This is a genomic window from Bacillus sp. B2-WWTP-C-10-Post-4 (assembly GCF_009183805.1).
In the GTDB taxonomy this organism is placed as follows: domain Bacteria; phylum Bacillota; class Bacilli; order Bacillales; family Bacillaceae_G; genus Bacillus_A; species Bacillus_A cereus.
Map to the genome: position 1 here is coordinate 41,730 of NZ_WEII01000032.1, position 6,780 is coordinate 48,509.

The following is a 6,780-nucleotide window of genomic DNA, read 5'->3' on the forward strand; positions in this document are numbered from 1 at the left end:
ATGATAGTTACAGTCGAATGGTTACGTGAGCATATAGAAGATGAGAATGTCCGTATAATCGATTGTCGTTTTGATTTAGCGAATCCTAATTGGGGTAGAGAAAAGTATGAAGAAGGACATATTCCTCATGCGTTATATTTTGATTTGAATTTAGATTTATCAAGTCCTATAGCAGAACATGGTGGCCGCCATCCTTTACCAAATATTGAGGAGTTTGCAGACAAGCTTTCGAAGGCTGGTATTGATGAACATACGACAGTAATTGCGTATGACAGTCAAGCCGGTGCAAATGCTGCTCGTTTATGGTGGTTATGTAACTATGTAGGACATGAGAAAGTATATATATTAGATGGTGGTTTCCAGGCTTGGAAAGAGAATGGACTACCGACAACAGCGGAAATTCCTGTTGCTATACGAAAAACATTCAAAGCTAATATACAAGATCATATGCTTGTAACGATGGAAACGGTCAGAGAGAATATCCGTGCAGGTGCGGATGTTACATTAATTGATTCAAGAGAGCCGAAACGTTATGCTGGTGTAGAGGAACTTGTCGATCATAAAGCAGGACATATTCCAACAGCAGTAAACCATTTTTGGAAGGATGGAATGTTGCAATCAGGACAATTTAAGAATAAAGCTGAGCAACAAGAACGATTCCAAAACCTGTCGAAAGATAAGGAAACCATTGTATATTGTGGTTCTGGTGTTACAGCGTGTCCAAACATCCTTGCATTAAAATTAGCTGGATTCCAAAATGTTAAATTGTATGCAGGTAGCTGGAGTGATTGGATTTCTTATCCAGAAAATCAAATTGCAAAAGAAGAAGATTAATCACTTGCATGCAAAAATAATTTGTATTAAAATAAGGTCACAAGCAAGAGATTGCTCGAAAAACTTTGTATTTTACACATTGGAAACAATGTGATAATATAACGACAAGTAAATAATACATCCTGCGGTGTGCGTAACTTATTTATGTCTAAAACCGATGTTAGTTATACGGAAGCTCAATATTTAGCGACCATCATCAAGCCTTCCTTGTGGAGGAAGATGTACGGTAACTGTGAGGGCATCCACCTGCGAGTAGCGGGTTTTTGGACATTTACGAGGAGCGGCACGTGCGGGGGTCTTATTTCAACTAACCTTATATAAAATTCCTACGGTGTACGTAGCTTATGCATGTCTTAAACCAATAAGTTTAATATGGAAGTTCAATATTTAAATGTAGCTAACATGCCATCTTTTTAAGAAGGAAGTTACAAACATTTGTGAGGGCATCCACCTGTGAGAGCAGGTTTATGGACATCTAGAGAGAACGGCATATGTGGGGCTATATAAAAACCTTACGTTTTATACGTAAGGTTTTTTTGTTGCATAGATATATTAATATTATCTTGATTCACCTGTGAAGTTTCCGTAATAAATGTAGCACTTTCTGTCTTCATCAATCTCTCTTGAATCCAAGGAGAATTCCATAGACATGCCGTCTCGCTGAATATATATAATATCTGAATGAAGAGATGGTAAAATTTCTTCGTAGTTCCATACATCTTGACTATCTACTAAGCTTGAACTCGTTTCACTTAGTTCTCTAATTTCAAAACCGATGTGGGAGTATGTAGGGTCTGAAGGGTCATTGGCGAAAACTTCTTTTTGAATATAAATAACTGCTGTTCCGTCTGGATCAACCGAAGTTGCAGTAACAACATAAGTATTTTTCTCTTTAATAAAATATTCACAAGTCATGCGTGCGATAATTTCAGAATTAGAAATATTGGCGTAGTTCCATAAAGCAGGATACCCTTTCGTTTCATCATTAAGTCGATATTCTAAGCGCATTTAATCCCTCTTCTTCCTTTTTCTTCTACTTTATCATGCCATCCTATATAATAGGAATAGAATTTAAAAAGGGGAGTGCGAAGGTGACAAAAACGAAATGGTTAGTAGGTGGTGTCGTAACGTCTTTAATGACTGGCACTTTATTTGGTTGCGCACAAGATCTTCCCCCAAAACCGAATGATAATAGTTGTTCTGATTGGGATTGGGATGATGAACTTGGGGTATGGCAGTGTGATGATAGTAGTTCAGGTTATCGTGGGCATTATTTCTATGGTGGGCGATACTATCAAAATAAATCCACTTTTAAAAATTCATCGGCGTTTAAATCGTATCAATCGTCTGCTGAATTTAAAGGTGGAATTGGAAGCGGTTCAAAGGGAGGATTTGGGGGCTAAAATATGTCGCAATACATAAGGGATCGAAAAGAATTTTATTTAAAATATCCGAATTTTTGGTCGGATTTATATGAATGTGAGTATAGTTTGTTTCATGTTTTTTCTATAACAAATCAGACTTTGGACCAATTACACTTAGCGACTGAACGAATGGGGAAAATATTTTTTAAGACTGCTAGACTGCTGCGTAATTTAAGTGACGAACAGCTTCTAGATCTTGGCTTTCCATCCGCGAGTTTATCATTCATTAGAATGAAAGGGCTTTATCCTGAATCTGTAATTTCGCGATTTGATTTTGCTGTAACAGAGGATAACAAAATTAAAATGCTTGAGTTTAATAGTGATACACCAACTTTTATTGTGGAATGTTTTCAAATGAATGGAAAAGTTTGTGAAAATCTAGGCTATGATGATCCAAACTCAGATCAAGAACGATTGCTATCTTCTGGTGTTACGAAAGCTGTAATGGAAGCGACAAAGGAATTAGACAATCCAAATGTTGTTTTTACAGCACATCATGAACATATCGAGGATTGGAATACGACTATGTATTTGAGTCAGCTATGCCATGTTGAAAATAAAGTAGTGCCAATGTCAGAACTTAGAATTACAAAAGATGCTCTAGTTGATAAAGATGGGGCGAAGATTGATGTTTTATATCGCCAAACATATCCGATAGAAGATTTAATTGAGGATCAAGATCCTGAAACAGGAGATTTGGTAGGTGTGGAACTGCTGCAACTTGTAAAAGCCGGAAAGCTTTTTATAATAAATCCTTTGTCAGCATTTTTACTTCAGCCAAAATCGATTCAGTGTCTTATTTGGGGGTTAGCAGAAGAAGAGGTCTTTTATACAAACGAGGAACAACAGTGGATTAAAGAATATATGTTACCTACATATTTAGAACCAGATTTATTTTTAGGAAAAGGTTCTTTCGTTCAAAAACCTTCATTTGGTAGAGAAGGAGATACAATTACGATTCGCGATAAGGATGAAAATATTATGCTTCAAAATGCACATCAAACGTATAAAACTGCACTGCCGATATTTCAAAAGTATACAGAACTGCCAGTCGTATCCTTGGAAACAGAAAAGGGGATGGAGAAACTGTCCTATGTGTTTGGTTCTTTTTTAATTGCTGGAAAAGCGAGTAGTATCGGTATTCGCGCGGGAGAAAAGATTACAGGAAATGAATCGTACTATTTACCGGTAGGTATAAAAAGGAGGAGGAAAAATGATTAATTTTTTATTATATTTAGCAGTAACACTTGGACTTTTATGTATTGGTCTGTTCTTGATGGAAGTGACAACGAAAGTTAAGGAATTTAAGTTAATGGCTCAAGGGAATAAGGCGGTAAGCTATGTGCTTGGAGGGCGATTACTTGGGTTAGCTATCGTTTTATATTCGACAGCAGCTAATTCAATTTCACTTCTTGATATGATTTCGTGGGGAGCAGTTGGGATTTTGGCTCAAATTATCGTCTTTTATTTAGCTGAGTGGCTTACACCACGCTTTAATATAAACAAAAGTCTTGAAGAAGATAATCAAGCAGTCGGTCTTTTTCTTATGTTTTTATCGCTTTCAATTGGGATTGTAATCGCTGGTTGTATAACTTATTAAAAACTTTACGTTTAAACGTAAAGTTTTTTATTTTATACCGCTATTTGCCGGACAGCCCGATTGGTGAGGGCTAATAATCAGTGGCGGATGAACAAAACCCCCACTGATGAAAGTTTCACTTTATATACGTTAGTTTGCCATACCATTTGAAAAAATTGTAGGCTACGGTTGACATCTATTTTAAATAAGAGTAACATTTTCAATGTAATGAAAATAAGTCTCTGTTAGGTGAGGCTCCTGTATAGAGAAATGCTACTGCCCAAAAATGTCGAGAGACGCCAATGGGTCAACAGGAATGATCGAATTAAGGTTTTTCTTAACGTAGCTGGTAATGTACCTATGCTATACAGTGCTAAAACTCGGTGAGGGAGAGGTCCGTAGATTTCTAATTATATTAGAAATCGTTTATTTGTGTATGTAATGGCCGCTACTCTCTTAAGGGTAGGGGTCTTTTTTGTTACCAAGCTATGAGTAATTTCATATTATAAACTATAAAATTAAACGAGGAGGTGAGGAGCATGTCAAATTCTGACTCGGTTCCGTTACCCATATACTTCAAATCAAAAATATATGATGTAGGCAGGAAACGATTTGTTCCTCCCTCTATATTTATCACAATGTAGCGTTTATAAAGCGCGAGACACTTTCACAGTAAAGTGGATAAATTGAGAAACAAAGCGTTTCTTCCTATGTTGTAAAGGAGGAGACGATAATATGTTATATGCAAACAAAACTGTGGGTAACACGTCATATAAACTAAGTAAAAAATCAATAAAAGAACAAACAATGCTCCAAAAAAATAAAGATTTATTAATTGAAATTGCAACAAGAGATGTAAAATCTGTATTTGCATATTTTAAAACAACAAGAGACGGACTATCAATGAAAGAGGCACAAAAACGTATTCAAGTATATGGCCGAAATGAACTAACTTCAAAAAGAGCACTTCTTGCGGAAGTAATGATGAAGCTAGGTGGCATGATTCCAGGTTTTTCAAAACAACGTGTGTGTGATGAATTACAACGTGAAACGATTACTGTATCTAGAGTAGAATATTCTAGTAGTACAGGGCTAAATAGTGAACTGAAAATGATGGAGATACCTGTGCAAGAACTTGTACCTGGAGATATGATTTTTCTTTCGGCTGGAGATGCTGTGCCAGCTGATGTACGTATTATTTATGCAGATGATTTATTAGTGAATGAGTCTGTGTTAACGGGAAACGAAGCGAATATAGAGAAGTTTGAGAGCTGCTATCACCTTGAACGTAAACGATTTATTCCATTAAAACGGATGAAAGATTATAATCCACTTGAGCTTGAAAATGTATGTTTTAAAGGTTCGCATATCGTTAGTGGAAATGCAAAAGCTATCGTTGTTTCTACTGGAAAAAATACGTATTCAGGTATCTTGCATACTTGTTGTAGTAGAACGTCTTAATGTGTTAATGATGCTAAATATACAAAAACAATGTATAATAGACAAAGTTGAGCAAAAACGTAGAATGGTAATCTATTTATATAACCTTACGTGATAACGTAAGGTTATTATTTTTTTAATAGGAGAGGAATTATGAAAAAAGTATTATTAGTTGATGGTATGGCACTATTATTTCGTGCTTTTTACGCAACAAGTGTCTACGGACAATTTATGAAACGACAAGATGGAACCCCTACGAACGGGATTCATGGTTATATGAAACACTTATTAACAGCTACGCAAGCGATCGAACCAACACATATCGTTACATGCTGGGATATGGGAAGTACGACATTTAGAACAGAATCGTTCTCGAATTATAAAGCAAATCGTGCAGCGCCACCAGAAGAATTAATTCCTCAATTTAATTTAGTGCAAGAAATGACTGCAAAATTATCCATTCCAGTTATCGGTATGAAAGGCTACGAAGCCGATGATTGTATCGGTACGCTTGCAAAACAATATTGCAATGAAGCTGAAGTTTATATTTTAACAGGTGATACGGATTTGCTTCAACTTGTTGATAAGAACGTTACAGTTATGCTTCTGCGTAAAGGAATTGGAAATTACGAATATTACACACCGGAGAAAATCATGGAAGAAAAAGGTGTAGAGCCGTGGCAAATCGTCCATGCAAAAGCTTTCATGGGAGATACAAGTGATAATTATCCAGGTGTAAAAGGTATCGGTGAAAAAACAGCGTATAAGCTTATTCAAGAGCACGGAACAGTATCCGCTGTACTAGAAAATGTAGAATCATTAACAAAAGCGCAGCGTACGAAGATTGAAAGTGATTTAGAGAACTTAAATATTTCGTTGCAATTAGCACAAATTCACTGTGAAGTTCCAATTTCATGTTTACTAGAAGAGGGATTACACACAATGGATGAAGAAAAACTTAGATTTGTTTGTGAAGAAATGAATTGGGGAAGACCTGAAATATTAATAAATATGCTATAAATAGTTTGGAAAGAGGGATGTTGCATAAGTCGAAATTTGACTTGGTGACACCTTCTTTTTGTTTTTGTAAACAGTATTATAGTAAATAAAATTATGTCGAACTCAATTTTAAATATATAAATGTTTCGACAAGATATAATGATAAAAGTTGAGGGGAATAGTAATTTTTATAATGAAGTGAATTAATTTCAACATAGTTTTAGAGAGTCTTTTTTTCGTGTTCACAAAGTTGTCAGAAAATAAACGGAATTTTCATATGAAGTTCAAATAGAATTCACAACAATCAATTATTATAAGGACACACAGATAATTCTTTATCTTTTATATAAACCATCCCCCAAGGAGGACAATGAAAATGAGAAAAAAAGTGAGAAAATCTTTTAAACAATTATTAATTGAAAATAAACAATCACTATTAAATAATAAAGAAAATATGAAAGAAATTGAAGAGAGAATTGAGAAACGACATGTAGCATATAGTGG

The 6,780-nt window shown here is 35.3% G+C and carries 8 protein-coding genes, 2 other RNA genes and 1 riboswitch; of the genes, 9 read left to right on the forward strand and 1 reads right to left on the reverse strand.

The features are described 5' to 3' along the window. The 3 genes from GBN78_RS14765 to ssrS (GBN78_RS14775) all read left to right on the forward strand — a co-directional run bounded on the left by GBN78_RS14765 (position 1) and on the right by ssrS (GBN78_RS14775) (position 1,338). Positions 1–834 carry a sulfurtransferase gene (locus GBN78_RS14765; protein ID WP_000637564.1) on the forward strand — a complete coding sequence of 278 codons (834 nt, stop codon included), beginning with the start codon at positions 1–3 and terminating at the stop codon, positions 832–834. A gap of 116 nt (positions 835–950) precedes the next feature. Next, positions 951–1,133: non-coding RNA, 6S RNA (ssrS, locus tag GBN78_RS14770), on the forward strand. A gap of 21 nt (positions 1,134–1,154) precedes the next feature. Next, positions 1,155–1,338: non-coding RNA, 6S RNA (ssrS, locus tag GBN78_RS14775), on the forward strand. Positions 1,339–1,392: 54 nt separating this feature from the next. Here the strand turns inward: ssrS (GBN78_RS14775) and GBN78_RS14780 are convergent. Then, positions 1,393–1,842 carry a hypothetical protein gene (locus tag GBN78_RS14780; protein ID WP_001235522.1) on the reverse strand — a complete coding sequence of 150 codons (450 nt, stop codon included), beginning with the start codon at positions 1,840–1,842 and terminating at the stop codon, positions 1,393–1,395. Between the two features lie 83 nt (positions 1,843–1,925). Between GBN78_RS14780 and GBN78_RS14785 the strand changes: the two genes are divergently transcribed. From GBN78_RS14785 to GBN78_RS14810, 6 genes are all read left to right on the forward strand, one after another. Beyond that, positions 1,926–2,237, forward strand: coding sequence for a hypothetical protein (locus GBN78_RS14785; RefSeq protein WP_000169030.1), 312 nt, complete (start codon positions 1,926–1,928; stop codon positions 2,235–2,237). Between the two features lie 3 nt (positions 2,238–2,240). Beyond that, positions 2,241–3,479: a glutathionylspermidine synthase family protein gene (locus GBN78_RS14790; RefSeq protein ID WP_000084935.1), complete on the forward strand. Its 1,239-nt coding sequence runs from the start codon at positions 2,241–2,243 to the stop codon at positions 3,477–3,479. Next, entirely contained in the window at positions 3,472–3,858 is a 387-nt protein-coding gene (locus GBN78_RS14795; RefSeq protein WP_000606857.1) for a DUF350 domain-containing protein, read from the forward strand. The genes GBN78_RS14790 and GBN78_RS14795 overlap by 8 nt, the downstream gene beginning before the upstream one ends. 213 nt (positions 3,859–4,071) lie before the next feature. Beyond that, positions 4,072–4,237: riboswitch (M-box (ykoK) riboswitch) on the forward strand. Between the two features lie 335 nt (positions 4,238–4,572). Beyond that, on the forward strand, positions 4,573–5,298 hold the full coding sequence (locus GBN78_RS14800) for a P-type ATPase actuator domain-containing protein (protein ID WP_000964951.1): 726 nt from the start codon (positions 4,573–4,575) through the stop codon (positions 5,296–5,298). Positions 5,299–5,430: 132 nt separating this feature from the next. Next, positions 5,431–6,297 (forward strand): 5'-3' exonuclease, encoded by an 867-nt coding sequence (locus GBN78_RS14805; RefSeq protein ID WP_152127488.1) that lies wholly within the window; start codon positions 5,431–5,433, stop codon positions 6,295–6,297. A gap of 355 nt (positions 6,298–6,652) precedes the next feature. Continuing rightward, on the forward strand, positions 6,653–6,780 hold a 128-nt coding region (locus tag GBN78_RS14810; protein ID WP_075720304.1), incomplete at its 3' end, for an FbpB family small basic protein.